This window comes from Acinetobacter sp. YH12064 (genome assembly GCF_013419735.1).
GTDB classification, from domain to species: Bacteria; Pseudomonadota; Gammaproteobacteria; order Pseudomonadales; family Moraxellaceae; genus Acinetobacter; species Acinetobacter amyesii.
This window is the reverse complement of sequence record NZ_VOZP01000007.1, coordinates 1-25,715: the sequence shown is the minus strand read 5'-3', so window position 1 is coordinate 25,715 and position 25,715 is coordinate 1. Positions and strand designations below refer to the sequence as shown.

Here is a 25,715-nt window from a genome sequence, read left to right as displayed (position 1 = left end):
TACGATAACTATATCTAAAAAGAACATAACAAGTTGTATCAAGCCGTGACGCTAGGGTCATCAAAATTTCTTTTGGAAATAGCCTTCGGGTCTGCCTTTAAACGCTATCGCTCTAATTAAATATGTTGAAGCTTATGTTTCAGTTCACATTTTTTTATAAATGTAAGCTATAGATTGAGATGCGAATGAAAAATTCAAGAAAAAAGCAAGTGTATTTTTCGGCAGAATGGTCAATTCACTTTTAACATTGTCATTCATCTTTGGTGAGACACAGTGTTCTATGCTGCTTATTTAAGCGTCACTGAGCACTATGCTATACTCGCCGCGTTCTCAAAAAAGTTAATTTTTCATTAAGCACAATGCTTATTAGCACCAGGTCCTCATATGATTAAGTGGATTATCCTGGCGGTCTTTGTCATTTCTGCGCTTTATATCCAGCAACGCGGTAAAGTCCGTCATTCATTTTATCGTCAGTTTTTTGATCATTCGACATTGCTCGCACCGATCAATTTTCTCATGTACATGTTTTCAAAAGTGCCGAGTCAACCCTATATCGACACGCAGCATTTTAAAGATTTAAAAGTCTTAGATGAAAACTGGGAAATGATTCGTGATGAAGCCAAGGCCTTGTATGAAAAAGGGGGCATCAAAGCATCGAGTACTTATGATGACCTTGGATTTAACTCGTTCTTTAAAACAGGTTGGAAACGCTTTTATTTAAAATGGTATGACTCAGCTCATCCTTCGGCTGCTGAACTTTGCCCAAAAACTACGGCCTTGTTAAAAAATTTACCCACTATTAAAGCCGCGATGTTTACTGAGTTGGCGCCCGACAGTCGTTTAGTTCGTCATCGTGACCCCTATGCAGGTTCATTGCGTTATCACTTGGGCTTACTGACGCCCAATGATGACCGTTGTTTTATTGATGTCGATGGTCAGCGGTACTCATGGCGTGACGGCGAGAGTGTGGTGTTTGATGAAACTTATATTCACTATGCTGAAAATAAAACGGATCAGAACCGGATCATTTTCTTTGCAGATGTTGAACGGCCATTAAAGTCAAAGTGGATGGAAGCTTTTAACCATTGGTTTGGTAAAAATGTCATGACTGCTGCAAGTTCACCGAATGAAAGCGGTGATAAAACAGGTGGTTTAAATAAAGTATTTGGCTATGTCTATCAAATTCGCATAAAAGCCAAAGCCTTGAAAAAAACCAATCGTTCACTGTATTACTTTTTAAAGTGGTTCCTGATGTTGGGGCTGTTCTTCCTGATTTTTGTACGTCCATATTTATTTTAAAAGTGGAATAAATATCGAAAAAATGCGCCCTTAGGGGCGTTTTTTTATGCTGACAGTCAGTGAAATATCAGTTATCGTGGAAGCAGAATAAAAATAATTATGCAGAGCAAATCAGCTAAATACAGGAATCGTGTTAGCCAAAATAAGCCAGAATCAGAATAAGCCAGAAAAAATGAGCCAATAGACGAGGAATATGATGTTGACGTCCGAACTTAAGCCCATGCAAAACCGTTGAGCTGAAAGAAAAGCGTCATCATCAATGATAGCCAAAACCCAAGGGTGAAAACGGTGGAAGCTTTGCATGCAGGCATGAAGACCTACTGCATAGAAACCCTGTGTAAACGCCTGAAGGGATTGATTTGGTGGGAAGGGGATCCGATTCATGAAAGCAACCAACCAAACATTGATGCATCAAATGCATATTTCGATGCAAGATATAGAACGACGTAAACAGTTGCTTGGCTTGACTGATTTAGAGCTGGCGGAACTGGCTTCGATTGGTGGAATTGTGGCGCCAATACTCGACAGTATGGTTGATGAATTTTATGAAAATCAGACCTCAATTCCAGAAATTGCCACTTTGATTGGTGATCTTGATACCTTGAAGCGTTTGCAACGCGCGCAGCATCAATATTTATTGGATTTATTTTCCGGGCGCTATGACAGCGCGTATGTGAATAACCGTTTACGGATTGGTTTGGTTCATAAGCGCATTGGTGTAGAGCCGAAGTTGTATCTCTCTGCGGTACATACCCTAAAGACCATGTTGTTTCGCTTAATTCAGCGTACCTTTAATGATACGGAACAATATCAGCGGATTATTAACACGTTGGAAAAGCTCTTTATGTTCGATACTACATTGGTGGTGGAAACCTATGTATGGAGTTTGATTAATGAGGTGAAGATCTCCCGTGAAAAAATGGAACAGTATGCGCATGCGCTAGAGTTTCGTGCACAAGAAATGGAAGAGCTTTCACAGCGCGATCCATTAACAGGACTGTTAAATGTCCGGCATTTATCGACCTTATTGACCAGTATTTTATATACCGCACAGCGTAATCATGAACCTGTGACAGTAGTGTTTATTGATATCAATGATTTTAAAAAGATCAATGATGAACAAGGTCATCCACGTGGAGATCAGGTACTACAAATGGTTGCTGCGGCCATAAAGTCGGTTGCACGTTCGGATGATCATTGCTTCCGTTATGGCGGAGACGAATTTTGTTTGGTCTTGCCCGGATGTAGTGAAAAGCATGTGGAAGGGAGTTTTATCCCGCGTTTATTAGAAGCGGTGGCTGAAATGGAAGCAAGCTTAAGTTTAAGTATTGGGTTGTGTCAAACAGACCATCAGCAAGGCTATGTAGATGCGATGAGCTTAGTACAACAAGCCGATGCTAAAATGTATCAAGAGAAAAAGAATTATAAACGTTTGCAGGAACAACCTATGTCGAAAGAAGCGTGATCTGAGCCTAGAGAATGTCAAAAATGACAATGGATGAATTGCAAAACTTGAGCTAAATGGGTCTTAATCTTCCTGGAAATAATGTGATAAATACGCTTATTTCCTGCAAAAAATAAAGCTGAAATAGCAGATGCATCCTTCAAAATCTTGTATAGAATAAAAGCTGTTGATGGGGGATAAGATGCAAGTTTTTCGTTCAAAAAAAGATTGGTGGGTGGTCGCATTTATTATTTGTATGAGTGGCTTGCTCATTCAATTATTACTGACGATGCAAGCTAAAGGTACCATGCAGCAATATCCTGTTCATACCGCCGTGTACGTGTTGACGGTGCTGATTTTATGGTGGCCTTTCAATACGCGTTATCAAATCACGAAAACACATTTGAATATCCGCAGCATGTTTGTGCGTTGGCGTATTCCATTGGTCGAAATTCAGCGCGTTAGTCCAAGTCAGGATTTATCTGCTGCGCCTGCGCTTTCGATTAAACGTTTAAAAATCGAATATGTGCAGGAGGGGAAAGCCAAATTTGTCATGGTTTCACCCAAAGACCAGCAAGCTTTTGCGCAGGCATTGGGCATCAACTTAAGTTGATTATCAATTTGGTTGCTTAAAATCAATAGAAAGCACGCGATCACGTGCTTTTTTATGAATTAAGTTCGTCGGTGATCACCAACTTGTCGTGTTGTGCATCTAAGTGTAATTGAGTTTGTTCAGGATACTGTAAAAAATACATCGCCAAAATTGGCTCAAGTTCTACTCGTATTTTTCGTGCTAAATGTCGTGCGCCATAACGAATATCATGGTTCTGATAAAAATGTGCTTTGGCTGCATCTGTGAGTTTGATACTGCGTTTTTGATGTTGTAGGCGTTGATTAAGTTTTTCCAGTTCAATCTCCACCAAACGGGGCAAGGCATCATCTTGAACGGGTTGATATTGCAGTACACGGTCAATACGGTTAATAAATTCAGGGTCAAATTGACGTTGCATAACTTTTTCAATGATGCTGCTGACCGGCACGCGCTTGAGACAAACCTTTTGTATTTTTTCGGGCAAAAAATTTAACTTATCTAGATATTGCTGTGCCGCTTGTGCACCGACATTGCTGGTCATAAAGATCATACAATTACGAAAGTCGATGGTTTTTGTACCTGAGGTTAGGGTTAATTTTCCGCTATCTAGCACATTCATTAAGCCGCGAAGCACTTCGGTTGACGCTTTTTCCAGTTCATCAAAAAGCACGATGCCCGGACGGGTATGACTACCTGCTATGGCAACTTCATCAAATAAACTATGGCCTTCTTTAGAACCGACATAGCCCGGAGGCGCACCAGTAATGGCAGCCGCATAATGTTCCTGTGCGAGCGTGTTCATATCAATACGGCAAAAGGCATCAGGTCGGCCATAAATCACTTCACTGATTAAACGCACAGTTTCGGTTTTACCAACACCTGTCGGTCCAAGCATTAATGTTACGGAGAGCGGTCGTTCAGGACTGGAAAAATCAGCCTTGACCACATGCAGCATTTTTTCAATTTCGTCTAATGCTGCTTCTTGTCCAATGATCCGTTGCTTTAAGCGTTGCATAACGTCATGCGGTTCAAAATGAAAACGCGGCTTACCCATCAAACGGTTTTTTTCAGCAGTGCTATGCGTCGAAGTTGTCGGGTGTACGACATGGATGGCGGGATTGGCGTTCGTCATGCATCATGTTCCTAAAGCGGGATGTTTTGAGCATAGCAAATTTAGAATTTTGCATTAATAGCTTTTAGCAATCAGATCATTGCTATGAGCAACAATAAATTTGCGGGATTGCTTGAAAATGCAGGTAAAAGCATCACATCATGTCAAAGAGCAATATCGAAGATGGAACAAGGCAAAAGTGAACGAAAACGCACGCGAACATATTGAAAAAATTCTTGCCAATATGACGACTCTACCCGGTGTTTACCGCATGCTGGGTAAAGGCGGTGAGTTGCTGTATGTGGGTAAAGCAAAGAATTTAAAAAATCGTGTGTCGAGTTATTTTGTGAAAACCATTGAGCATCCCAAGACGCAAGCCTTGGTCGCCCGTATTTATGATATTGAAACCTTGGTGGTGCGTTCTGAAACGGAAGCCCTATTGCTCGAACAAAACCTGATTAAGTTGCATCGTCCGCCGTATAACATCATGCTGCGTGATGATAAGTCTTATGTTTATATTTTTATCTCTGCCGATAAACCCTATCCACGAATTGCCGCAGGACGTGGGAAAGGTAAGCATCAAGCTGGTAAGTTTTTTGGGCCTTATCCGAGTGCTTATAACGCGCGTGATACTTTGGTGGTGCTGCAAAAATTGTTTAATGTGCGTCAGTGTGAAAATAGCTATTTTTCGCAGCGCAAACGACCATGCTTGCAATACCAAATTAAACGTTGTTCCGCGCCTTGTGTGGGGTTGATCTCACCCGAAGATTACAAAGAAGATGTCAATAACTCGATTCGGTTTTTACAAGGCGACACTAAAGAGCTTAATCAAGAGCTGATTGGGAAAATGGAAGCTGCGGCCGAAGCTTTGGAGTTTGAAAAGGCGGTGTTTTATCGTGATCGTATGGCACTGCTGCGTGATGTACAAACTCAGCAAGCGATTTATAAAGTCAAAGGTGAGGCCGATATCATTGCCATTGCATATCAAGCCGGTGTGACCTGTGTGCAAATCATGCATGTGCGCAATGGCAAAATGCTCGGCGGAAAGAGTTATTTCCCTGACATGTTGGGCGATGATTTGGGGCAAATGCTCTCAGATTTTATTGCCAATTTTTACTTTCAGGTGGCAGACGAAATCCCTGCGGAACTCATCATTAATGTCGATATTCCAGATCGCAAAGACATGGAAGATGCACTACATCAGCACTTTGATAAAAAAATTCAAATCAAACATAAAGTGCGAGAAACTCGTGCCGAATGGCAAGAGCTTGCACAAATGAATGTGCAGCATGCGATTAAAGGTAAACTGGCTGATCATTTTGAATTGAATGAACGTTTTCATCAGTTAGAACAAGTGGTAGGGCGACCAATTGACAGTATTGAGTGTTTTGATATTTCTCACACTATGGGGGAGGCAACTATCGCGTCTTGTGTGGTCTTTGATGCTGGCGGTGCAAGAAAGCGCGACTATCGCCAATTTTCCATCAATGACATTACCGAAGGCGATGATTATGCTGCCATGCGTCAAGCACTGACCCGCCGCTATAAAAAGCATATGTTGCCCGATTTGCTATTAATTGACGGAGGCAAAGGTCAATTACACATGGCGATGGAAGTCATGCAGGAGCTCGAGCTCGATGCCTTTATGGTCGGGGTGTCCAAAGGTGAGGGGCGTAAACCAGGTTTGGAAACTTTGCACTTTACCGATGGTGAAAAAATTCAATTGCCCGAAGACCATAAAGCCCTGCATTTGATTCAACAGGTTCGTGATGAAGCCCACCGCTTTGCTATTACCAAACACCGAGCGAAACGAGATAAAAAGCGCGGCTCATCGGTACTTGAGGTGATTCCGGGCTTAGGGCCAAAACGTCGTCGGGATCTGTTGACCCATTTTGGTGGCATTCAGGGGGTACTCAAAGCTTCGGAAAATGATTTAAAACTTGTACCGGGATTAGGCGATGTGATGGCGCGCACCATTTATAAAATCCTGCATGAATAGCGCGAACTAAGCCCAATCGATGACGCATCAAGTCTGAATTTGCCAAAATGCTCATTGACGCATGAGTCACTGATCATTCACATCATTTAATTTTTATACAATGATATAAAAATCAAAAATATGATCAGGGATGATGATGTCACTCGCACAGTTGTATCAACATATTGAACACAATGAATGGGTTGAGATTCCAGAAGGATGGTTGCAAGGGCGTACGATCTATGGCGGCTTAGTGGCTGGCATGATGATGCACAAAGCCGTTGCCATCATTGCAGATCCGCAGCGACGTTTACTCAGTTGTAATGTGACCTTTGTTGGGCCAGTACAATTGGCGCCCGTGCGTTTAAGTGCGGAAATTTTAAGACAGGGCAAATCCGTCACCACCATCGAAGTTCGAATTTGGCAAGATGATGCCGTACAAAGCATTTTATTGGCGAGCTTTGGTGTTCCACGTGAATCAAGCATTGTCGTCAATCAGGAGCGTCAAGCACCCGATTTTCCTGAAGTGAGCAGCTTAAAGATAGCCGAACATCATCCACTTGCACCCCAGTGCTTTCAGCAAATGGATTTGGCCTGGGTAGATGGGCAGTATCCGTGTACAGCAAGTCAAAAGCCTGACTTTAGTGGTTGGATGCGTTTTAATCCAGAACGCCACGATAACCGTAAGATGACCGTAGCTGATTTACTGGTCTCGATGGATATGTGGCCGCCCGGCGTGCTGCCTATGTACAAAACCATGGCACCTGCGAGTTCTTTAACGTGGACGTTGACCTATGTGCATCCCTTGCAATCGAACTTACATAATTGGTTTAAATATAAAGTATTTACCGATTATGCAGCGGATGGTTACGCTACGGAATATGCTCATTTATGGGATGAAAATGACCAGTTGATTGCGATTGCGCGACAGACTGTTACGGTGTTTGCCTAGTGACACTGCGGGGCATTTCGTATAAAGTGAGTGCAACTAACGATGGATAAATCCTCAAATTATTTTGCATTTTCATCGTGCATGAGGGGAAAACTGGGGTGTCTATGACAACAGGTCGAATCCTGAATATTCCTAATATTTTAACATTGGCACGAATTGCTTTAATTCCTGTGTTTTTGTTGGTGGCGTACTGGCCACCTGCAATGGGCGTGGGTGAGCATGCTGCAAGCATGTCACGTCATATATTGCTGACTGCTATTTTTGTGATCGCAGCTGTCACTGACTGGTTTGATGGCTACCTTGCAAGAAGTTTAAATCAGACTTCAGCATTTGGACGTTTTCTTGATCCTGTTGCAGATAAACTGATGGTCGCAACTGCGTTGATCGTCTTGGTGCAATGGCAACCTACCATTTCGATGGCCTTTGCAGCGATTGTAATTATTTCACGTGAAATCACGGTGTCTGCCCTACGTGAGTGGATGGCTGAATTAGGCGCGCGTACCAGTGTTGCGGTTTCAACCGTTGGTAAATATAAAACAGCATTTCAGATGATTGCGATTTCAGTGTTCTTGCTAAATTGGCAACCCCTAGAAATGTTGGCGTATGGATTGCTCTATACAGCCGTAGTTTTAACGTTATGGTCGATGTTTATATATTTGAAAGCCGCATGGCCGTATTTAAAGCAACCTTGATTTAAAGTAAGTTATTAAAAGCTCCGTGATCGGGGCTTTTTTATTGCCGAGTTTTTAGAAAAAATTGAGGGTTTGACTAGTTTGAACAGCGCTTCATTTGATTAGAGCTTGAAGTTAAATGTGAGACGTTGGCGCAAATTTTGGATAAAAAAATTCCCAGATTTTGGGGGAAATCTGGGAAGGAAAATCGGGGTTACTTATCGCTATTATGGAAGATGTTTCCATCTTCTTGATTGCTATTATAGGAAAGCAGATTTAGAAATACATGGAGTTTATTGTAGTGTAATGTTGTGTTTTATTGAGAAATGTATCACAAATTTACATTAAGAATTTTTGATACAAATTGGCCGATAACTTTGGTAGGTTTTGTTTGGATTTAAACAATGAAAATCGATATATGTGATGATAAAAATACATTTAACATTATTTAAATAATAAATGCATTTATTTAAGTTTAAATAAAATTGATCAATGGATAAAAGATATTTCAGCAATGATGAAGATCATTTCCCAATGAAAGCTTAAACAGACGTCATCTTTGTTTTGCGAAAATAGCAGTGCTCCGAAGCACAAAAAAGGAGCCTTTTTAGACTCCTTTTTGACATTTGAAGCTACGCGCTTCGCTTGTCTTGCGTAATTTTTAGAGCAATAAAAAAGAATCCCCAAGATTGGAGATTCTTTTCAATTAAAGCCTACGCACAGCATAGCTGCTTGTCTTGCGGCGTGGCGGAGCAGTGCTCCGCTTTATCACGCCTCAGGCTTTAGGCCTTCGGCTTTTTCTAAAGATTCATCATTGCTGAAGAATTTTTCACGTTGCTCTTCAAGGAACTTTTTCGCGTCAGCTTCAAACACGTTTAAACGTTTTTCATTGATCAACGTCGTTTGGTGTTTTAGCCATTCTTGCCAAGCTTGTTTAGATACCGTATCAAACAATTCTTGTCCCTTCGCACCCGGGAATGGTGCAAAGTCTAAACCTTCCATTTCAGCCTGATATTTACGGCAAAACACTTGTCGAGACATATCAATACTCCATTTAACTTGAAAAAGTTATGCGTAAAGTTTTTCTAAACGTGCATGCGCGCGTTCAATTGCTGCTTCAACTTGAGCAGGTGCAGTACCACCAATGTGGTTACGTGCATTGACAGATGCTTCAAGTGTTAATGCTTTTTCGAAGACATCGGCCTGAATCAAGTCTGAGAACTGTTGAAGTTGCTCAAGGGTTAATTCTGAAAGATCTTTGCCTTCTTGAACACCGAGAGCAACTGCTTTACCCACAATCTCATGTGCATCACGGAATGCCACGCCATTTTTAACGAGGTAGTCGGCAAGGTCAGTTGCAGTTGAGAAGCCACGCAGCGCTGCTTCACGCATGATGTCAATGTTTGGCACTAGTGCAGGAATCATATCGGCAAATGCCATGAGTGAGCCACGAACAGTATCGATTGCATCGAATAGTGGTTCTTTATCTTCTTGGTTGTCTTTGTTGTATGCCAATGGTTGACCTTTCATCAGGGTCAATAGGCTCATCAAGTCACCATATACACGGCCAGTTTTACCACGGATCAACTCAGGAACGTCTGGGTTTTTCTTTTGCGGCATGATTGAAGAGCCAGTGCAGAAACGGTCAGGGATGTTCACAAATTTGAACTGAGCCGATGTCCAAAGAATCATTTCTTCTGACATACGTGATAAATGCATCATGATGAGTGATGCTGCAGCATTGAATTCAATACCAAAATCACGGTCAGATACAGCGTCCAAAGAGTTTTCAGCGACAGCTTCAAAACCTAGTAATTCGGCAGTGAATGCACGGTCAATTGGGTAGGTTGTTCCTGCAAGTGCAGCAGAACCTAAAGGCATACGGTTGGTACGTTTACGGCAGTCGATTAAACGCTCTGAGTCACGTACCAACATTTCAAACCACGCCATTAAATGGTGACCAAAAGTCACTGGCTGTGCAGTTTGTAAATGCGTGAAGCCCGGCATGATGGTATTGGTATTTTTCGCCGCTAAGCCTAGGATGCCTTTTTGTAATTTTTTCAATAATTCTAAAATCGCATCGATTTCGTCGCGAACATACAGACGGATATCGGTTGCAACTTGGTCATTACGACTACGACCGGTGTGTAGTTTTTTACCTGTAATACCGATACGTTGAGTCAAGCGTGACTCAATATTCATGTGCACATCTTCTAGGTCAATGCGCCATTCGAAGTTACCCGCTTCAATTTCTGCTTTAATGGTGTTTAAGCCATTAATAATATCGTCACGCTCTTGTTCAGTCAGAACGCCGACTTTTGCAAGCATGGTTGCATGTGCAATTGAACCTGCAATATCTTGTTTATAAAAGCGTTGGTCAAACTGTACAGATGCTGTAAATTCAGCAACAAAAGCGTCAGTAGCTTCGGAAAAACGACCGCCCCACATGCCTGAAGTTTGGGCTTGTGACGGATTTGAGGAATTAGAAGATGTGGTCATGTCGGCTCAATAAGATAAAAAGCATAGAACTGAGCAAGAGTATAGCAAATTCGAACCCAGTTGCCGAAGGGCAAGTTGATCAAACTTTTAGACAAGGTTTGGGCCTATGACAATTTCTGTATTTTCAAGAAAAATGGGCCGCTGGCATTATTTGTGGGAGCTTTTTCTTGCGGGCAATATTGTGGCTTTGGTCTTGGCTTTGGCACAAGCTCATTCGTGGCATGCTTTAAGTTTTTCCAGTGTCATGCAGCATGTGTTGTTTATTAACTGGATTTTATTGGCATTTGCTGCATTTTCAGAGCTTTTGCAAAGTAAGACGTGTGGTTTAAGCATGAAAATGCTCATGTTTAGCGGGTTTGTTTTATTGCAAGCTTTGGTGTTATTCACCACCATAACTTTAAATGTTTTGATCTATTTTGGTGAAAATTTCAGTTTAGCTGGTTTGAGTGCAGACGTTTTAACTGCTGGTGTGGTTTTAAATCTGAGCTATGGTGTGTTGCTTGGGGCATTTTGTTTTCGATATTTATATTTAAGAGAACAGTGGGGTCGACAACATCATAGTGAATTAAACTCACGCATTCAGGCTATGCAAGCTCGGATTCATCCACATTTTTTATTTAATAGCTTAAACAATGTGATTAGCTTGATTGCGATTGACCCAGATAAAGCGGAGCAAATGCTACTGAATTTATCTCGCTTGTTCCGTGCAAGTTTTCAAGAATTGAAGTTAGTAAGTCTCAAAGATGAGATCGATCTGTGTCAGCGTTATTTGGCCATTGAACAAATGCGTTTAGGTGATCGGCTTAAGGTGGAGTGGAAACTAGAAGGTATTGAACAATACGCTCAAGTACAAATTCCACTATTAACTTTACAACCTTTATTAGAAAATAGTATTTTTCATGGAGTTGAAAAGATTTTGACAAAGAGTACGATAAATATATTGATTGAAATATTACAAAATCAAATTAATATCGTTATTACAAATCCCTATACACAGGATACAATTAAATTACGTCAGGGGAATGGTATTGCCATCGAAAACGTGAAACAGCGACTTGAGGCATATTATGGTCAGCATGTCACTTTTCAAACCTACGCAGGCGAGGGAATGTATACGACTGTGGTGCAATATCAATATAAATAGAAATCTCAGTTGACCAATAAAAATAAATGACGTTAACGAGATAAGGAGGAGAAATGGACATCCTAATCTGTGATGATGAGCCTCTAGCAGTAGAGCGATTGTCACGTTTAGTCACTCAACTTGGACATCAAGTGGTTGCGAAAGCTTCACATGGTCAACAAGCGATTGACTTGGCTCAAAGCCTCGAGCCTGATGTCATCTTACTAGATATACAAATGCCTGAAATGGATGGGTTGACTTGCGCGAAATTGTTGCGTGAATTAGACCCCATGCCCGCTATTATTTTTTGCACTGCATATGATCATCATGCACTTGATGCATTTAAATCGAATGCAGAGGGATATTTACTAAAACCAGTTATGCAACAGGAATTGCAGCAGGTTTTAGATCATTTAACTAAATTAACCCAAGCTCAATTGAGCACGATAAAACAAAAAGAAAATATGGACGAAATTAAAATCAGCCGCCATCAAATCGCGGCAAAGACCTATCGTGGTGTAGAGTTGGTACCTGTGGAAAATATTTACTATTTTCTTGCAGATCAGAAATATGTCACTGTTCGGCACAAAAATGGCAGCGTACTCATTGATGAAACGCTGAAAGATTTAGAGCATGAATTTGGTGATCGCTTTATACGCATCCATCGTAATGCCTTGGTGTCTGTGAGCTTTTTAGATGGTTTAGAGGTTGTAAGCTCAGGGCAATATCAAGTGCGTTGTCGAGATTTAGACGAGCGCTTGTCGGTCAGCCGTCGGCATTTACCGAATTTACGCGAGCGAATACAAAAATTATAGGGCAAGGGTTAAAGCACATTGCGAATTAAGCTTGCATTTTCAACTGAGCAAGTTAAGTTTAGAATAATAGCCCTATAGACTGTATTTTAAAATTTATGAATATCCTTAAGATCGCAACTCGACAAAGCCCGCTTGCACTTTGGCAGGCGGAACATATTCGTGCACGCTTAGAAGCACTTCATGCAAATTTGAAAGTTGAGTTGGTGACCTTTGTGACTCAAGGTGACAAGATTCTAGATACCCCCTTAGCCAAAATTGGGGGGAAAGGATTATTTGTAAAAGAATTAGAAGCGGCATTGTTGGATGGTCGTGCAGACTTGGCAGTTCATTCGATGAAAGATGTGCCAATGGCCTTGCCTGAAGGTTTAAGCTTGGCCGTGATTTGTGAGCGTGAAGACCCATTAGATGCTTTCGTTTCAAATACCTATAACAGTTTTGATGAGTTGCCACAGGGTGCGAAGGTTGGGACATCGAGCTTGCGCCGCAAATGCCAAATTTTAAAACAACGTCCTGATCTTGAGATTATTGATCTGCGTGGCAATGTGGGTACGCGTTTATCTAAACTCGATGCGGGTAACTATGATGCGATTATTTTGGCCAGTGCAGGGTTGAAGCGTCTGGGTTTAGGAGAGCGTATTCGTCATACTCTTGAGCCTGTTGTGAGTTTACCTGCAGTTGGACAAGGTGCATTGGGCCTAGAATGTCGTAACCAAGATCAAACTGTATTGGATTTAATTTTGCCCTTAATGCATACAGAGACCAATGCCTGTGTACGCGCAGAACGTGCATTTAATGCATATCTAGAAGGTGGCTGCCAAGTACCGATTGCAGGTTATGCAACCTTAGAAAATGGTCAGATTCATTTGGAAGGTCGTGTCGGTAGTGTTGACGGTCAAACCTTGTTGAAAGCACAGCAAGTAGGTTTTCCTGAACAAGCTGAACAGCTCGGTGTCAAATTGGCACAAGACTTGTTAGCCCAAGGTGCCGGTGAAATTTTAAAGGCACTGTATTAATACATGCTTTTTATCAATACACGTCCAGAAGATCGTGCAACGCAGCTTAGCTTGACGCTGCGCTCTGCGGGTGTTGCTGTGGCTGAGCTTCCATTACTTGAGCTCAAGCCACGGGCATGGTCAGAAGCATTGGCAGCGTGCTACGCCCAGTTGAGTGCTGCGGATGTATTGGTTGTGGTGAGCCCTTCTGCGGTTACCTTTGGAATGCAAGGTTTGCGTAAGGCAGGTATTTCATTAGAGCAGCTCGAACATATTCAATGGGTTGCCGTCGGTGATGCAACTGCATCAAAGCTGGCTGATTATGGTATTCACAGTGTCGTACCGCAGGTGGAAACCTCGGAGGGAATGCTCACCTTAAGCCATTTAGAACAATTAGAGGCCGGGGCTTGTGTAGCATTTTGGCGCGGTGAAGGTGGTCGTCAATTTATGATGCAGCAGTTGCTAGCACGTGGCATTCAGATTCTCAATTTTGTGCTATATCAACGGCATCTACCAGAAGAGACCATTCAAAAAGTAAAAACACTCATTTCTGAACATCAGTTGTCATCTCCATATTGTATGTTGATCACCAGTGAGGCCAGTTGGCTCAATTGGCTTGACTTGATTCAGTCGCATTTATCAGTGCTGAGTCATGCACATTTTTTAGTTTTAGGTGTAAGGTTGTTCGAGCTACTTGAGCAAAGTCGTATAACACTGAACAAAGATTTTAAAATTATTCAACTCGAAGATTTAAACGCGACACACATATTGCAGCATGTGCAAGTCGTGCAGGGAAATACATGAAGAAGTTGTTTGTCGTTGTGGTCATTGTCGCCGTACTTTGGTTGGCTAAACTCAGTTTTGATTTGTTTCAGGTCAATGCTCAACAAACCGAACTGATGCAACAACAAACTTTATTGCAACAGCGCAATGCAGGTTTGAATGATCAGGTCGTGGCTTTGAAACGCCAGTTGAATGGCACAGCCACCGAGATGTTGGCTGCAACGACATCGAATGCTTCGATTACTGCTGAGGCGACCCATAGTATTGAGCCAATGATTGTGGTGGGTCAGCAACTTGATTTGGTTGAATTTGCCATGCAGCAACAACAATTTGCTGTTGCTTTGGAAAAATTAAATCAATTAGATCAACAATTAGACCAGTTGAGCTTGGCACCTGCATTGCGCATGAGTTTGCATCAGGTGATTCAAAAAGATCGTGAGACCTTAAAGCAATATGTGACAGAGCGTCAGTTGCAGTCCGATAAAGTGAAAAATACTCTGCAATCGATCGATCAATTGTTAGAAAAAGAAATATTAAAGCCATACAGTTCAATAGAGCAGCAAAAAGATCTTTCTTTTTGGCAAAAATGGATTCAAGTCGAATCAGTCGAACAACCAAGTCCCGTATTAATGCAGCGTAGCTTGGTATTAAAAGAAATGCAGTTACGTTTAATTTTGGCTCAGCAAGTTTTAAATCAAGGACAATATCCTCAATTTCAACAAGAAATTACTGAAATTATGCAAATTATGCAGCAATTGCCAGATGCTTCATTAAAACCGATACGCCAACGTTTAGAACAATTAAAGGACATTCCGGTTATTTCTGTACCGCTTTTAAATACTCGGGCACTCATAGGATAATCGACTATGAAACATATTTTATTAGCCTATTTATTTATTGGTTTATTGGTTGTCGCCATTATTAGTTTGCTGAGTTTTGGATATGGTGCAGGTTATGTGTATTTATACTGGCGTGAATGGCAAGTTCAATCCAATATTTGGTTTTTAGCATTATTGCTAGCATTACTGAGTTTAGTCGTGCAAATGCTTTGGTATGCGGTTAAACGCTATTTAAGTCGAGAACAACGTAAATCTGAAACGGTCTTTAGTTTTAATAAACTACATCCCTATGAGCAATTGGCTGTCATTTGGCTTTTAAATGCGGCACAAGATCAAAAAAACTTTATTCAGCAAGCTTTTACTGAGTCTGGATTATTAAAAGGGGTGATCGATGCGCGTTTATATTGGATTCAGCAGCAATATGAAACAGCACTAAATGCATTAACTCAGACCAATCCAATGGCTTTTGAACTTGCAGAATTGCAACGGATTGAAATTTATTTATCCCAACAAGAGGGTGAAAAGGCTTTAACGCATCTTGAATTTTTGAATCAACATGAATTATCGCCATGGTTGCAAAAAGTCAGCACTGCCTATGAGCAGCGTTTAACCACGCTATGGGGCATGTTTGCGTTGCAGTTTCCTTGGTTGTATTTGCGTTCGACACGTTATGGACATTTAGATGAGCTGACAAAACAAGCTTGGTTGGAACAATTATTATCTGCATTTGATCAAGCTGATGTCGATGACTTACAGCATTTAAAGCAGCGTTATTTGGATTTGCAAGATCAAATCACAGAGCGTAAATATGCGGTCAAAGTGCTGTGGTTAAAAGTCTTGTCTCGTATGCCAGAGATGAGTCAGGAGCATGAGCAATTGGCCATTCATTTGCTAGAACAGCAATTTAATAAAGAAGTATTCTTTTTGTGGTTCCAGCAAAAAATGCTGAAGCAAAACCCTGACTATGTGGCTGTAGAACAGCAGATTCAACGTTGGGAAGAAAAGTATCCTGCGCTGCCTGTTTTTAGTTTTGCAAAATGGAATATTTACCAAGCGACAGCACGCCAAGCTGAAGCAGATGCATTGTTAGAATTATATCCAGATGATGTATTAATGAGTTATTTACGCATCAAGTCAGCCTTAAATCAGCAGGATGACTTGATCAAACAATTAAATTTAATTTTTGAAAATAATGCCAATTTTATGGAAATTCGAATATAAGGACATTATATGCAAGAAGATTTAGCTCAATATTCATTGGTTCATACTCAACACGTCGCTTGGGGGGATATGGATGCTTTTGGTCATGTAAATAACGTGCATTATTATCGTTATATGGAAAGTGCGCGGATTGGTTATTTAGATCAGTTAGATATATTTAATCAGTCTACGATTACGGTTGTGGCTTCAAGCCAATGTAAATATTTAAGCCCCGTGGTTTATCCTGATATTTTAAAAGTGGCAACGCGCGTTGAAGAATTAAGAAATAGTGCATTTCGTATGAGTTATATATTATGGAGTGAACAGCAACAAAAAATCGTTGCTACAGGCGATGCGGTTATTGTGTGCGTGGATAAAACTACCCTACAAAAAACCTCTATTCCAGAAAATATTAAAACCAAAATAAAAGCCTTAGAAAATTCAGTGGGAAATAATATTTAAATACAATTTAACTTTATATATTTTAAGGAGTCGTGTTAAAATATTGTAGTAAAATGAAAATTATTTATTGAATAAAAATTTTATTATAATATTATGAGTGAGTTTTCATAAGCATTATTAAAATGAAATTTCGGAGTTAAAGATTATGCCTGATATTAGTAATTTATCAGTTGAAGAGTTAAAGAAACTTCAAGTAGAGGCTGAAGCACTGATTGCATCTAAAAAAGATCAAGCGATTGAAGATGCGTACAACCGTATTGTTGAAATTGCAGAAAATTTAGATTTAAGCGTTGAACAAATCCTTGAATTTGGTTCAAGCAAACGTAAAAAATCAACTCGTAAAGCTGTTGAGCCTCGTTACCGTAGCAAAACTAATGCAGATGACACTTGGACTGGTCGTGGTAAACAACCGCGTTGGTTAGTGGCTGAGCTAGAAAAAGGCGCGAAACTAGAAGACTTCTTAATTTAAGAATAATTCATGAAATCGTCATATCCTGAGTTCAGGATAATTAAACCAGGCAAATGCCTGGTTTTTTTATCTCTTTGAATTGGCTATGCAGAAAAAGTATGCATAATGTGTCTATAAAGAAAAATGTTTAAATGATGGAAAAAAATTGATGGATCGGTTGTGGTGGGATGATCAATAAAACTAATAATATTCGGTGGCTCATTTTTGCTGCGATCAGTTTTTTAATTTTCGTTATGCTGCAAGTACCAGCAGCGTGGCTCATTACAAAGTTTTATAAAAATAACCAAATGCTACATAACGTCAGTGGCAATATTTGGCACGGGCAAGCAGATTGGACACGAGGAAATTTGAAAGGCTCGTTAAACTGGAACACGCGCCCGTGGGACTTGATTTTATTGCGCTTGGGTGCAAATGTTGAAATTCATAGTGGCAATACCAAACTGCAAGGTGTGATGGGGTATGGTTTTGGCAAAAGTATCAGCATCAAAAACTTAGAGGGTCAAATTGCCCCTGAAACCTTAAAAAGTTTTGCCGATTGGCAATGGCCAATGAATGCCATTCAATTAAAAGATGTGCAGTTTAAATATAAGCCACAACAGGGGTTTAGTCAGTCATCAGGCGAGATGCAGTGGGCAGGTGGGGATTTATCCTTTAGCTTTGCACAGCGTCAAGAGTCAATGAATGTGCCTGCCATCTTGGCTCAATTAAAAGATGATAATGGCAAATTGTCGATTGATGTTCGAGATCAACGTGAACAAAAAATGATGAATATGTCACTTGAGCCAGACCTCATGTTGGATGTGCAGTTAACCCAGCGCTTTTTGATGAATGTTGCTTCCTATGAAGGTAAGGCAGGATTAGATACGTATGTGATTAGTTCGCGTCAACCCCTATTGAGTGGGGTGAACTGATGGCTGACTATTTCGAAAAAATCCGCGAGATCAATTGGAAGCAAACAGATCGACTTGCACCTGTGGTCTTGGCTTTAATAATTTTGTACCTGTGCTGGAAGTTAGCCGCTTTATTTTGGTTATTGATTGCACCGCCACAAGCCATGCAGTTAGACCGAGTTGAATTGGGTTCACAGCAAACGCAAGTTCCTAATATTAGCTCTTTTGCCTTGTTTCAGGAAAACCGCAGTTCAGCAGCTGACGCGCAGTTAAATATGGTGTTACAAGGTGTGGTGGTTGGACAGCCAAGTCGCTACTCGTCGGCAGTGATTAAGGTCAATGAGAGTTCAGATCGCTACTTGGTTGGAGAAACCATTCAAGGTTCATCATATCAACTGGCTGAAGTTTATTGGGATAAGGTGATTTTAACGCAGGGTAATGGTGCACGGCGTGAATTGGCGTTCCAAGGTATTGAAAACGGATTAGATCAACCGATTGTCCCTACAGCCAATGCAACATCAGGCGGATCTTTGCAGAATAACAGCATGCAAAATACAACTGATCCTGCAAATTTAGGGCAAAGCACAACGCAGTCCGCGATTGGTCAGGCCGTACAACGCATGACTGAAAATCGTGAACAATATATGCAGGAAATGGGGGTAAATCCATCAGTTAATGGTGGGTTTGAAGTTTCAAATCGAACACCTGCAGCCTTAAGAAATAAATTGGGTTTGCAGCCGGGTGACCGCATCATGTCTTTAAATGGGCAGGCGGTCGGTGCAGGACAATCTGAGGCGCAATTATTAGAACAAGCCCGCCGTGAAGGGCAGGTGAAACTTGAAGTCAAACGTGGTGATCAAGTGATGACCATACAACAGGATTTTTAGTGATGTTTCATCACTTTATAGGGTTAGGAAACACAGGCGTATATGGCTTTATTTAATAATAACCGTTCAACTTTAGCTGCCTATGCCATGGTGCCCTTGGTTGCTATGGTCAGCACAGCAAGTTATGCACAAACTTGGAAAATCAATTTACGTGATGCAGATCTTACGGCATTCATTAATGAAGTCGCAGATATCACGGGGAAAAATTTTGCAGTTGATCCACGGGTACGAGGAAATGTAACGGTTATTTCCAATAAGCCTTTAAATAAAAATGAAGTCTATGACCTGTTTCTCGGTGTGTTGAATGTGAATGGTGTAGTGGCGATTCCATCGGGCAACACCATTAAACTGGTTCCAGACAGTAATGTAAAAAGCTCGGGCATTCCTTATGATGCGCGCCACCGTGCGTCTGGAGACCAAATTGTCACCCGAGTAATTTGGCTTGATAACACTAATGCCAACGACTTAATTCCAGCGTTGCGCCCATTGATGCCGCAATTTGCACATTTGTCAGCAGTGGCGGGGACCAATGCGCTTATCGTCTCAGATCGTGCAAGTAATATTTATCAGCTCGAAACGATTATTCGTAATTTAGATGGAACGGGTCAAAATGATATCGAAGCTGTGACGCTGCAATCGAGTCAGGCCGAAGAAATGATTGGGCTGTTAGAGTCGATGAGTTCGACCGGCGCATCAAAAGACCCGAAAGGTTCACGAATTCGTATTATTGCGGACAATCGAACCAATCGTATTATCATTAAAGGTGATACAGCGACACGTAAGCGTATTCGTAAGATTATTGAGACCTTAGATGTGCCTGCGGCAGATCGATTGGGTGGATTGAAAGTCTTCCGTTTGAAGTATGCAAGTGCCAAAAACCTGTCAGAAATCTTGCAAGGCTTGGTCACGGGGCAGGCTGTTTCGAGTACGAATTCATCGAATAGCTCAAATAGTAGCACGATGAACAGTTTAATGAATGATAGTAACAGTTCGAATTCACAGTCATTCAGCTCACAAAATAACACCAGTTCAGGTATTAACCTCAACAGTAATAACTCTTCCAATAATACGCAAAACGGTATCTCAAGCTTTAATGCCAATGGCGTCAGTATTATTGCCGATACCACACAAAATGCACTGATTGTGAAAGCAGATCCGCAGCTCATGCGTGAAATTGAATCTGCGATTTCTCAGCTCGATATTCGTCGTCAGCAAGTGCTGATCGAAGCGGCGATTATTGAAGTCGAAGGCACGGATACCGATCAACTCGGTGTGCAATGGGCGTTGGGTGATATCAGTAGTGGTATCGGCTTAATTAACTTTGATAACTTTGGTTCTAGTTTAAAGAATATTGCCGCAGGTTATTTAACTGGTGGCGCTGCGGGTGCAGGTAGCGCGGTGAGTGCGGGTACTTCTTTGGTCCTTGGTGATTATCGTGAAGGCAGTGATGGTTCACGCAAACTCTATGGTGCGATGATTCAGGCCCTAAAAGAAAAAACCAAATCTAATTTATTATCTACACCGTCTATTGTGACGATGGATAACGAAGAAGCCTATATTGTGGTGGGTGAGAACGTTCCATTTGTGACAGGCTCGGTCACCACCAATGGTGGTACAGCCAATCCATATACATCGATTGAGCGTAAAGATGTCGGTGTTACTTTGAAAGTTGTGCCGCATATTGGCGACGGCGGCTCTGTGCGTTTAGAGGTAGAGCAAGAAGTTTCTGATGTAAAAGACAATAAAGGCCAAGCGTCGGATTTGGTTACGACTAAACGTGCGATTAAAACCTCGATCTTGGCAGAGCATGGTCAAACAATTGTGTTGGGTGGTTTGATCTCTGATAATACATTGCATGGGCGTCAATCCGTTCCGGGGCTAGGGGCTATTCCTGTACTGGGTAAACTTTTTAGCTCGGAAGGAAAGTCCAACAGTAAACGCAATTTACTGATCTTTATTCATCCGACTATTGTTGGAAATTCTGCCGATGTGAAGAAAATGTCTCAGCAGCGCTACAGTCAGCTCTATAGTCTGCAACTGGCATTGGATAATGACGGTAATTTTGCGAAATTACCTGAAAATGTGGACGATGTGTATCAACAGCGCATACCTGTTTCAAAAGGTACAGCGCCAGCCCCTGTGTATAAGACGGTACCGACAGCACCACAAATGACACAGCCAGCGGCAGTGGTCTCCACGCCAGTCGCCATTGAACCTGCGGTGAAGCGCCAAACCATTACCGTACCGAATGGCAAAGTGGCGGGCATGCCTTAGGTTAGACAGCAGAGTGGTTTAGCTTTGAAACCACTGCATGCTATGATGAAAAAAACGAGCAATAGAGAATTAACTTCATGACTTGGAAAATTCAAGCAATTTCTGGTGATTTAACAGGACAAGAAATTAGTATTGAGCGAGATATGTTGGTGGGTCGTCATCAACAAGCAGATATTGTTTTGCAAGAATCTGATGTATCGCGTAAACATGCTGCCTTTGTACTGAAAGATCAGGCACTCTGGTTGCAAGATCTCAATTCATCCAATGGGACGTTTATTAATGATGTCCGTTTGACTGGTGAATCACTTTTAAAAGAAGGTGATATTGTACAGTTTGCCAGTGTGAAGTTTAGTTTATTGGCTCCAGCTAAAGCTGTTCAGATCCCAGCGGATATTGAACAAAGCGTTGAAGCGTTGCAAGCAGAAGAAATTACACCTGTTCAGCAGCCGTCTGAAGCTGTTGCAGTTTCTGAAACTGTGGCACAAGAGTCTGTAGCAAACACGTCTGAGACTAAGGCACAAGAGCCTGTTGTTAAAACCGCAGCACAACAAATGAATGATCAAGGTATGCCAGAGTTGAAAGAGCGAGATGGCTCGGTTCAATTGACTCGTGATGGTATGCCGACCAATGTAGGTGTGCCTAAACCTGCACCAATTCCTGAGGGAATTGACGTAACTGCTGTTCCGAAAAATGAAGCATGTGATGTAGAAATTCCAGCGACATGTGTAGAGCAAGAGCGTGAAGCGCAAAAAAATGCCTCTGTGGGCTTAATCTCAGTCATTGTTTTAATCATTCTTGCAATTATTGCATGGGTCTTGTTTAAATAAACCGAGACATTCCTCAAAAGGCATGCATGGGCATGCCTTTTTTATGGGGAAAATTTACAAAAAAATAGAGGGACATTATGTTTGAAGTTCGTTTAGCAGAACGCCAAATGATTTTATTTGATCTGGATGGAACGCTAGTCGATTCAGCATCTGACTTACATCGTGCGATGAATATGAGTCTAAATGCGTTGCAATTACCGTTGGTCACAGAAGCGCAGGTGCGAAACTGGATTGGGAAAGGAACTTCATTGTTTTGTCATAGCGTACTTGAATACTTGACCGGGAAGGTGGATGCCGCACAGCACCATCTTTTACTGGAAACTTTTCTAAAGATTTACAATGCAGATCCTTGTGTTTTGACGCAGCCCTTTGACGGCATTCTAGAGTTCTTGGATTGGGCAAAAGCAGAGCAGAAAATTCTGATTTGTGTGACCAATAAGCCAGAGCAACCGGCACGCAGTATTGTGCAGGCACTGGGCATGCATGACTACTTTGATGATGTGATAGGTGGAGATCGTTTTGAAGAGCGTAAACCACATCCCAAGCAGTTAGAGTATTGTGCGGAACATTATGCCTTGCCAAAACAGCAAATTTTGATGGTAGGTGACTCTGTCAATGATGTAGAGGCAGCACGTCGTGCGGGTATTGATTGTATTGTGGTCAGCTATGGCTATAATCATGGTGAAAATATTCGAGATTGTCAGCCGCAGCACGTGGTTGATAACTTAAAAGAATTATTGGGTTGAAATAAGTAGGGTTAAGGAAGTGAAAATGAGCAACTGTGTAGGTTTTCGATGGCGTCACTCAATCAGCATGAGAAGAAATTAACTGAAATTGACCACGCGAAAAATAGAGAAACCGAGATGACTACACAAACTCAATTTGAACAACTGAAATCTGCTGGATATAACTTGATTCCGGTATATCGTCAGCGCTTGGCAGATACAGAAACTCCGCTGTCTGTTTTTGCGCGATTAAAACAACATAAACAAGCCTATTTATTTGAATCTGTAGAGGGTGGCGAAAACTGGGCGCGTTACTCCATTATTGGCTTGGGCGAGTCCACCGTATTTTCGTGTAATGAAGGGCAGTTGACCGTTCAACATGCTGATGGCTCGGTTGAAAAACAACAATGTGCTGACCCATTTCAATACATTCGTGACTTCCAAGCACAATATAAAGTGCCTACACAGCAAGATTTGCCAGCGTTGCCGAGCTTTACCGGTGGATTGGTTGGATACTTTGGTTATGATGCTGTACGTTATATCGAACCAAAGCTCAATAACGTTCCAGAAGCTGACCCGGTCGGGATTCCGGATATTTGGATGATGCTATCAAAAACCGTCATCGTCTTTGATAACCTTAAGGATACCTTATTCTTAATTGTGCATGCCGATGTAAATGATGCTGAGGCCTATACCAAGGCGCAGCAACAATTGGATGGGCTAGAAGAACTTTTGGCAACCCCAATTGCACTCAAAGCAAATAAGCATACTGCACCACAGTTTGAATCCATCACCGGACACGATAACTTTATTGACTCTATTGCAAAAGTAAAAGAGTACATTAAAGCAGGTGATGTGATGCAGGTTGTGCCAGGTCATCGTATGGTATCCGATTTTGATGGTGAGCCTTTACAGGTCTATCGTGCACTACGTCACCTCAATCCATCGCCATATTTGTTCTTGGTGCAAGGGCAGACACTAGAAAATGACATTCCTTTTCATATTGTTGGTTCATCACCTGAAATTTTGTCTCGTTTAGAAAATGGTGTGGCAACAGTTCGTCCTTTGGCGGGAACGCGACCACGGGGTAAAACAAAAGAAGAAGATTTAGCGCTAGAAAAAGATTTGCTATCTGATGAAAAAGAAATTGCAGAGCATTTGATGTTGATCGATTTGGGGCGAAATGATGTTGGACGCGTTTCTAAAATCGGTAAAGTTCACGTGACTGATCAAATGGTGATCGAACGTTATTCGCATGTCATGCACATTGTGTCAAATGTGCAAGGTGAAGTACGTGATGATATCGATGCTTTGGATGTTTTTAAGGCAACATTCCCTGCGGGTACGCTTTCAGGCGCACCAAAAATCCGTGCTATGGAAATTATTGATGAAGTTGAACCAGTAAAACGTGGAATTTTTGGGGGTGCTGTTGGTTATTTAGGCTGGCATGGCGAAATGGACATGTCGATTGCGATTCGTACCTGTGTAATTCGTGAAAATAAGGTCTATGTTCAAGCTGGAGCAGGGGTGGTGTATGACTCTAATCCTGAATCAGAGTGGAATGAAACCCAAATAAAAGCTCGCGCAGTGATCAAAGCGGTTGAATTATCATCAAATGGATTGATTTTATGAGTTTTTCACGTTTTTTTTAGAAAAAACACTTGCAAGGATTTCAAGATTTGCTAAACTGCACACCGTTCCGATACGAAACGTACGAAACACTAAGAAACGCCGGCATAGCTCAGTTGGTAGAGCAACTGACTTGTAATCAGTAGGTCCACAGTTCGAATCCGTGTGCCGGCACCATCTTAGAAAGTTTGAGAGTGAGTAGAGAGAACAACACTGAAGTAAGTGTAAAATGGTGAGGTTCCCGAGCGGTCAAAGGGGGCGGACTGTAACTCCGCTACGAAAGTTTCGAAGGTTCGAATCCTTCCCTCACCACCAATTTTAAGACTTCAATAAGTGGTTTGTACCAACATCGTGCGGGAGTAGCTCAGTTGGTAGAGCGGTAGCCTTCCAAGCTACATGTCGCGAGTTCGACCCTCGTCTCCCGCTCCATATCTATTGAAGTGCTTATATTTGCTCTTATAGCTCAGTGGTAGAGCACTCCCTTGGTAAGGGAGAGGTCTCGAGTTCAAATCTCGATAAGAGCTCCAGATTTTACAGTTTAGCAACTTTAAGTGTTGCGCAAGATTCCAGAAGCAGGCTTTTTAGTCTGCTTTTCAAGTATTGGGTGTTTATTTTTTTTAGGCGATATGTCGGAGCTGGGTTTTACTCAGAATTGTGTTCGACGTAAACGAGGAAGAAAAGCATGGCTAAGGCTAAGTTTGAACGTAATAAGCCGCACGTTAACGTGGGCACAATCGGTCACGTTGACCATGGTAAAACGACTTTAACAGCTGCGATTGCAACTGTGTGTGCAAAAAAATTCGGTGGTGAAGCGAAAGATTACGCTGCAATCGACTCTGCACCAGAAGAAAAAGCACGTGGTATTACAATTAATACTTCACACGTAGAATACGATTCTCCAATCCGTCACTACGCTCACGTAGACTGCCCAGGTCACGCCGATTATGTTAAAAACATGATTACTGGTGCTGCGCAAATGGATGGTGCGATCCTTGTTTGTTCAGCGACTGATGGTCCTATGCCACAAACTCGTGAACACATCCTCCTTTCTCGTCAGGTAGGTGTACCTTATATCGTTGTATTCCTAAACAAATGCGATATCGTAGACGACGAAGAATTAATTGAATTAGTAGAAATGGAAGTTCGTGAACTTCTTTCTACTTATGACTTCCCAGGCGACGACACTCCAGTAATCCGTGGTTCTGCTCTTGCAGCGCTTAATGGTGAAGCTGGTCAATACGGCGAAGATGCTGT

23 protein-coding genes, 4 tRNA genes and 1 pseudogene are annotated in these 25,715 nt (G+C 41.7%); 25 read left to right on the top strand and 3 right to left on the bottom strand.

Going from position 1 to position 25,715, the window contains the following annotated elements:
* Nucleotides 1–384 precede the first annotated feature (384 nt).
* From lpxO to FTU13_RS08410, 3 genes are all read left to right on the top strand, one after another.
* The gene (gene lpxO, locus FTU13_RS08420; protein WP_180127321.1) at nt 385–1,299 is read left to right on the top strand and encodes a lipid A hydroxylase LpxO; all 915 of its coding nucleotides are present in this window, start codon (nt 385–387) and stop codon (nt 1,297–1,299) included.
* A 382-nt stretch (nt 1,300–1,681) separates the two neighbouring features.
* Nucleotides 1,682–2,764: a diguanylate cyclase domain-containing protein gene (locus FTU13_RS08415; RefSeq protein WP_180127319.1), complete on the top strand. Its 1,083-nt coding sequence runs from the start codon at nt 1,682–1,684 to the stop codon at nt 2,762–2,764.
* Nucleotides 2,765–2,945: 181 nt separating this feature from the next.
* The gene (locus FTU13_RS08410; protein ID WP_180025935.1) at nt 2,946–3,356 is read left to right on the top strand and encodes a PH domain-containing protein; all 411 of its coding nucleotides are present in this window, start codon (nt 2,946–2,948) and stop codon (nt 3,354–3,356) included.
* A 52-nt stretch (nt 3,357–3,408) separates the two neighbouring features.
* On the opposite strand, the gene FTU13_RS08405 is transcribed toward FTU13_RS08410, so the two are convergent.
* Nucleotides 3,409–4,467, bottom strand: a complete 1,059-nt coding sequence (locus FTU13_RS08405) for an AAA family ATPase (protein WP_180127317.1) — start codon at nt 4,465–4,467, stop codon at nt 3,409–3,411.
* 178 nt (nt 4,468–4,645) lie between these two features.
* Here FTU13_RS08405 and uvrC point away from each other — a divergent pair, with 178 nt between their 5' ends.
* From uvrC to pgsA, 3 genes are all read left to right on the top strand, one after another.
* Entirely contained in the window at nt 4,646–6,445 is a 1,800-nt protein-coding gene (gene uvrC / locus FTU13_RS08400; protein ID WP_180127515.1) for an excinuclease ABC subunit UvrC, read from the top strand.
* Between the two features lie 136 nt (nt 6,446–6,581).
* On the top strand, nt 6,582–7,376 hold the full coding sequence (locus tag FTU13_RS08395) for a thioesterase family protein (protein WP_180121162.1): 795 nt from the start codon (nt 6,582–6,584) through the stop codon (nt 7,374–7,376).
* Nucleotides 7,377–7,480: 104 nt separating this feature from the next.
* Nucleotides 7,481–8,068: a CDP-diacylglycerol--glycerol-3-phosphate 3-phosphatidyltransferase gene (gene pgsA / locus FTU13_RS08390; RefSeq protein ID WP_078190467.1), complete on the top strand. Its 588-nt coding sequence runs from the start codon at nt 7,481–7,483 to the stop codon at nt 8,066–8,068.
* A 747-nt stretch (nt 8,069–8,815) separates the two neighbouring features.
* Here pgsA and FTU13_RS08385 read toward each other — a convergent pair.
* On the bottom strand, nt 8,816–9,088 hold the full coding sequence (locus FTU13_RS08385) for an oxidative damage protection protein (RefSeq protein WP_078193129.1): 273 nt from the start codon (nt 9,086–9,088) through the stop codon (nt 8,816–8,818).
* Nucleotides 9,089–9,115: 27 nt separating this feature from the next.
* Nucleotides 9,116–10,546, bottom strand: coding sequence for an argininosuccinate lyase (gene argH / locus FTU13_RS08380; RefSeq protein ID WP_171319324.1), 1,431 nt, complete (start codon nt 10,544–10,546; stop codon nt 9,116–9,118).
* On the opposite strand from argH, the pseudogene FTU13_RS08375 reads away from it, so the two are divergent.
* The 19 genes and pseudogenes from FTU13_RS08375 to FTU13_RS08285 all read left to right on the top strand — a co-directional run.
* Nucleotides 10,537–11,690, top strand: a pseudogene (locus tag FTU13_RS08375) (sensor histidine kinase). The gene argH and the pseudogene FTU13_RS08375 overlap by 10 nt on opposite strands.
* Nucleotides 11,691–11,743: 53 nt before the next feature.
* Nucleotides 11,744–12,484 (top strand): LytTR family DNA-binding domain-containing protein, encoded by a 741-nt coding sequence (locus FTU13_RS08370; RefSeq protein WP_078193128.1) that lies wholly within the window; start codon nt 11,744–11,746, stop codon nt 12,482–12,484.
* Between the two features lie 95 nt (nt 12,485–12,579).
* The gene (hemC, locus tag FTU13_RS08365) at nt 12,580–13,497 is read left to right on the top strand and encodes a hydroxymethylbilane synthase (RefSeq protein WP_218955124.1); all 918 of its coding nucleotides are present in this window, start codon (nt 12,580–12,582) and stop codon (nt 13,495–13,497) included.
* Nucleotides 13,498–13,500: 3 nt separating this feature from the next.
* Nucleotides 13,501–14,280: a uroporphyrinogen-III synthase gene (locus tag FTU13_RS08360; protein ID WP_180127315.1), complete on the top strand. Its 780-nt coding sequence runs from the start codon at nt 13,501–13,503 to the stop codon at nt 14,278–14,280.
* On the top strand, nt 14,277–15,119 hold the full coding sequence (locus FTU13_RS08355) for a hypothetical protein (RefSeq protein ID WP_180127314.1): 843 nt from the start codon (nt 14,277–14,279) through the stop codon (nt 15,117–15,119). The genes FTU13_RS08360 and FTU13_RS08355 overlap by 4 nt, the downstream gene beginning before the upstream one ends.
* Before the next feature lie 6 nt (nt 15,120–15,125).
* Entirely contained in the window at nt 15,126–16,319 is a 1,194-nt protein-coding gene (locus tag FTU13_RS08350; RefSeq protein ID WP_180127313.1) for a heme biosynthesis protein HemY, read from the top strand.
* A 9-nt stretch (nt 16,320–16,328) separates the two neighbouring features.
* Nucleotides 16,329–16,760: a thioesterase family protein gene (locus FTU13_RS08345; RefSeq protein ID WP_180127312.1), complete on the top strand. Its 432-nt coding sequence runs from the start codon at nt 16,329–16,331 to the stop codon at nt 16,758–16,760.
* Nucleotides 16,761–16,902: 142 nt separating this feature from the next.
* Nucleotides 16,903–17,229, top strand: coding sequence for an H-NS family nucleoid-associated regulatory protein (locus FTU13_RS08340; RefSeq protein WP_078190459.1), 327 nt, complete (start codon nt 16,903–16,905; stop codon nt 17,227–17,229).
* 167 nt (nt 17,230–17,396) lie between these two features.
* Complete coding sequence (gene gspN / locus FTU13_RS08335; RefSeq protein ID WP_180127311.1) at nt 17,397–18,140, top strand: type II secretion system protein N; 744 nt, start codon at nt 17,397–17,399, stop codon at nt 18,138–18,140.
* A complete protein-coding gene (locus FTU13_RS08330; protein WP_180067030.1) occupies nt 18,140–19,006 on the top strand; it encodes a type II secretion system protein N in 867 nt (288 codons plus the stop codon). The genes gspN and FTU13_RS08330 overlap by 1 nt, the downstream gene beginning before the upstream one ends.
* Before the next feature lie 42 nt (nt 19,007–19,048).
* Nucleotides 19,049–21,280 (top strand): type II secretion system secretin GspD, encoded by a 2,232-nt coding sequence (gene gspD / locus FTU13_RS08325; RefSeq protein WP_180127310.1) that lies wholly within the window; start codon nt 19,049–19,051, stop codon nt 21,278–21,280.
* A 77-nt stretch (nt 21,281–21,357) separates the two neighbouring features.
* Nucleotides 21,358–22,107 (top strand): FHA domain-containing protein, encoded by a 750-nt coding sequence (locus FTU13_RS08320; protein WP_180127308.1) that lies wholly within the window; start codon nt 21,358–21,360, stop codon nt 22,105–22,107.
* Nucleotides 22,108–22,184: 77 nt separating this feature from the next.
* A complete protein-coding gene (locus FTU13_RS08315; protein WP_180127306.1) occupies nt 22,185–22,853 on the top strand; it encodes a phosphoglycolate phosphatase in 669 nt (222 codons plus the stop codon).
* 117 nt (nt 22,854–22,970) lie between these two features.
* A complete protein-coding gene (trpE, locus tag FTU13_RS08310; RefSeq protein WP_180127511.1) occupies nt 22,971–24,464 on the top strand; it encodes an anthranilate synthase component I in 1,494 nt (497 codons plus the stop codon).
* A 98-nt stretch (nt 24,465–24,562) separates the two neighbouring features.
* Nucleotides 24,563–24,638: transfer RNA gene (locus FTU13_RS08305), tRNA-Thr, on the top strand.
* Nucleotides 24,639–24,692: 54 nt separating this feature from the next.
* A tRNA-Tyr gene (locus FTU13_RS08300) sits at nt 24,693–24,776 on the top strand.
* A 38-nt stretch (nt 24,777–24,814) separates the two neighbouring features.
* Nucleotides 24,815–24,890, top strand: a tRNA-Gly gene (locus tag FTU13_RS08295).
* Nucleotides 24,891–24,913: 23 nt separating this feature from the next.
* Nucleotides 24,914–24,988: transfer RNA gene (locus FTU13_RS08290), tRNA-Thr, on the top strand.
* Nucleotides 24,989–25,143: 155 nt separating this feature from the next.
* Nucleotides 25,144–25,715, top strand: a 572-nt coding sequence (locus FTU13_RS08285) for a GTP-binding protein (protein ID WP_180127304.1), incomplete at its 3' end; no start/stop codon positions are given.

What these genes read in the sequence shown, in the direction of transcription:
- lpxO (WP_180127321.1), top strand. Translation starts at nt 385, where the DNA reads ATGATTAAGTGGATTATCCTGGCGGTCTTTGTCATTTCTGCGCTTTAT.
- FTU13_RS08415 (WP_180127319.1), top strand. Translation starts at nt 1,682, where the DNA reads ATGAAAGCAACCAACCAAACATTGATGCATCAAATGCATATTTCGATG.
- FTU13_RS08410 (WP_180025935.1), top strand. Translation starts at nt 2,946, where the DNA reads ATGCAAGTTTTTCGTTCAAAAAAAGATTGGTGGGTGGTCGCATTTATT.
- FTU13_RS08405 (WP_180127317.1), bottom strand. Translation starts at nt 4,467, where the DNA reads ATGACGAACGCCAATCCCGCCATCCATGTCGTACACCCGACAACTTCG.
- FTU13_RS08395 (WP_180121162.1), top strand. Translation starts at nt 6,582, where the DNA reads ATGTCACTCGCACAGTTGTATCAACATATTGAACACAATGAATGGGTT.
- pgsA (WP_078190467.1), top strand. Translation starts at nt 7,481, where the DNA reads ATGACAACAGGTCGAATCCTGAATATTCCTAATATTTTAACATTGGCA.
- FTU13_RS08385 (WP_078193129.1), bottom strand. Translation starts at nt 9,088, where the DNA reads ATGTCTCGACAAGTGTTTTGCCGTAAATATCAGGCTGAAATGGAAGGT.
- argH (WP_171319324.1), bottom strand. Translation starts at nt 10,546, where the DNA reads ATGACCACATCTTCTAATTCCTCAAATCCGTCACAAGCCCAAACTTCA.
- FTU13_RS08370 (WP_078193128.1), top strand. Translation starts at nt 11,744, where the DNA reads ATGGACATCCTAATCTGTGATGATGAGCCTCTAGCAGTAGAGCGATTG.
- hemC (WP_218955124.1), top strand. Translation starts at nt 12,580, where the DNA reads ATGAATATCCTTAAGATCGCAACTCGACAAAGCCCGCTTGCACTTTGG.
- FTU13_RS08360 (WP_180127315.1), top strand. Translation starts at nt 13,501, where the DNA reads ATGCTTTTTATCAATACACGTCCAGAAGATCGTGCAACGCAGCTTAGC.
- FTU13_RS08355 (WP_180127314.1), top strand. Translation starts at nt 14,277, where the DNA reads ATGAAGAAGTTGTTTGTCGTTGTGGTCATTGTCGCCGTACTTTGGTTG.
- FTU13_RS08350 (WP_180127313.1), top strand. Translation starts at nt 15,126, where the DNA reads ATGAAACATATTTTATTAGCCTATTTATTTATTGGTTTATTGGTTGTC.
- FTU13_RS08345 (WP_180127312.1), top strand. Translation starts at nt 16,329, where the DNA reads ATGCAAGAAGATTTAGCTCAATATTCATTGGTTCATACTCAACACGTC.
- gspN (WP_180127311.1), top strand. Translation starts at nt 17,397, where the DNA reads ATGATCAATAAAACTAATAATATTCGGTGGCTCATTTTTGCTGCGATC.
- FTU13_RS08330 (WP_180067030.1), top strand. Translation starts at nt 18,140, where the DNA reads ATGGCTGACTATTTCGAAAAAATCCGCGAGATCAATTGGAAGCAAACA.
- gspD (WP_180127310.1), top strand. Translation starts at nt 19,049, where the DNA reads ATGGCTTTATTTAATAATAACCGTTCAACTTTAGCTGCCTATGCCATG.
- FTU13_RS08320 (WP_180127308.1), top strand. Translation starts at nt 21,358, where the DNA reads ATGACTTGGAAAATTCAAGCAATTTCTGGTGATTTAACAGGACAAGAA.
- FTU13_RS08315 (WP_180127306.1), top strand. Translation starts at nt 22,185, where the DNA reads ATGTTTGAAGTTCGTTTAGCAGAACGCCAAATGATTTTATTTGATCTG.
- trpE (WP_180127511.1), top strand. Translation starts at nt 22,971, where the DNA reads ATGACTACACAAACTCAATTTGAACAACTGAAATCTGCTGGATATAAC.